This window comes from Sinomonas sp., assembly GCF_036848755.1.
Lineage (GTDB): Bacteria > Actinomycetota > Actinomycetes > Actinomycetales > Micrococcaceae > Sinomonas.
The window spans coordinates 1-1,510 of sequence record NZ_DAIUJO010000248.1 but is presented as its reverse complement, the minus strand read 5'-3'; the positions used below and the strand labels follow the sequence as shown (position 1 = coordinate 1,510).

At 68.3% G+C, this 1,510-nt stretch carries 2 protein-coding genes, 1 tRNA gene and 1 pseudogene; all 4 read right to left on the bottom strand.

Annotation, left to right across the window (positions count from 1 at the left end; all coding sequences use genetic code 11):
* Position 1: 1 nt before the first annotated feature.
* A tRNA-Ala gene (locus V7053_RS19025) sits at positions 2-74 on the bottom strand.
* Between the two features lie 119 nt (positions 75-193).
* Complete coding sequence (locus V7053_RS19020) at positions 194-853, bottom strand: histidine phosphatase family protein (protein ID WP_334173807.1); 660 nt, start codon at positions 851-853, stop codon at positions 194-196.
* Between the two features lie 8 nt (positions 854-861).
* A complete protein-coding gene (gene rsfS / locus V7053_RS19015) occupies positions 862-1,254 on the bottom strand; it encodes a ribosome silencing factor (RefSeq protein ID WP_334173806.1) in 393 nt (130 codons plus the stop codon).
* A 35-nt stretch (positions 1,255-1,289) separates the two neighbouring features.
* Positions 1,290-1,510: pseudogene (locus V7053_RS19010) on the bottom strand (hypothetical protein); the annotation flags it as partial.

The window sequence follows — 1,510 nt, the reverse complement described above, 5'->3', positions numbered from 1 at the left end:
GTGGAGCTGAGGGGACTCGAACCCCTGACCCCCTGCATGCCATGCAGGTGCGCTACCAGCTGCGCCACAGCCCCAGGAACCGCACCGGACAAGACCTTTCGGAGGACCTGAAGATCCCCTCATTCCGTCCGGAGCAACTCGTCCATCTTAGCCGTGGGGACCGCGCCGCACAAATCTGATGGGGCGCCTCCGGTCAGCCCTCGACGATGGGAACGGGCACCAACAGGCTGCCCGCATTGTGCTCACCGAGCCGCCACCGCGGAGATCCGTCGGCGGCCGGGGAACGCTCCTCGAGCACTGACCAGTTGCAGTTCGAGAGGCCCGAAAGGGCACCCCACAGCTCGTGTGGGAGACCCATCAACTCCGCCAAGGCGACGCGGATTGCACCGCCGTGGCTCACGATCACGAGCGTGCCAGACTCCCCCACTGCTTCGAGCGAACGCTCCACCGCGGCCCGGGTCCGCGCTGCCACATCGAGGCGGGTCTCGGCACCGCCCGCGGCGACAGTGACGTCGCCGTCCTCCCAGCGCCCGAGCTCGGCGGCCTCGGTCAGCCGGATCTCCGCGAACGTCTTGCCCTGCCACCGGCCGGCGTTCGTCTCGCGCAGCCCGGAATCGACGGCGACCGGCAGCCCTGTCTCAGTGGCGAGGGCCTCCGCCGTCGTCCGTGTCCGCTCGAGGTCGGAGGTGACGATAGCGCTGGGTCCCATGGCCGCGAGCACGCGCGCGGCGTGCGTCGCTTGACGCACGCCGTCGTCGTTGAGCGGGACGTCAGTCTGGCCCTGGAAGCGACCGGCCGCGTTCCAGTCCGTGCGACCGTGCCGCCAGAAGACGATCCTCCGCCGATCCCCCACAGCCGAACTCAGCCGGCTGCCGAGGCTGCGGAATCGCCCGGCTCCTCGAGCCCCAGGTCCACTGAGGGGCAGTCCTTCCACAGTCGCTCGAGCGCGTAGAAGGCGCGATCGTCGTCGTGCATGACATGGATGACCATGTCGCCGTAGTCGAGAAGCACCCACCGACCCTCTGTGCGTCCCTCGCGCCGCACGGGACGGCGGTCGAGCTTGATGAGCTCGTCCTCGATGTTGTCCACGATCGAGTTGACCTGACGCTCGGTCGCGGCGGAGGCGATGATGAAGAGGTCCGTGATGGCGAGCCGTTCGCTCACGTCTACGGCCACGATGTTCTCGGCCAGCTTGTCCGCGGCCGCCTTTGCGGCCACCTTCGCGGACTCGACAACCGTTTCGGCTGCACTCAATGAAGCTCCTTCTGTAAAGTACTCGATGCCCTCGGCTACTTGCCGAAGAACACAATCAGGACGGCCGCGATGAGGGCCACGATGCCGATGGCGCCGATCCCGAGGAGCAGGACGCGCTCCCGATCGACGCGGGACTTCTGCGGCTCGAGCGGGTCGAGCCCATGCGCGGACTGCGCCGCGATCGGGGCGGCCTCCTGCGGCGCGATCCCAGCTGCTCCGCGCTGCCGAGGAGTCCGATCCGTCACGACCGGGACAT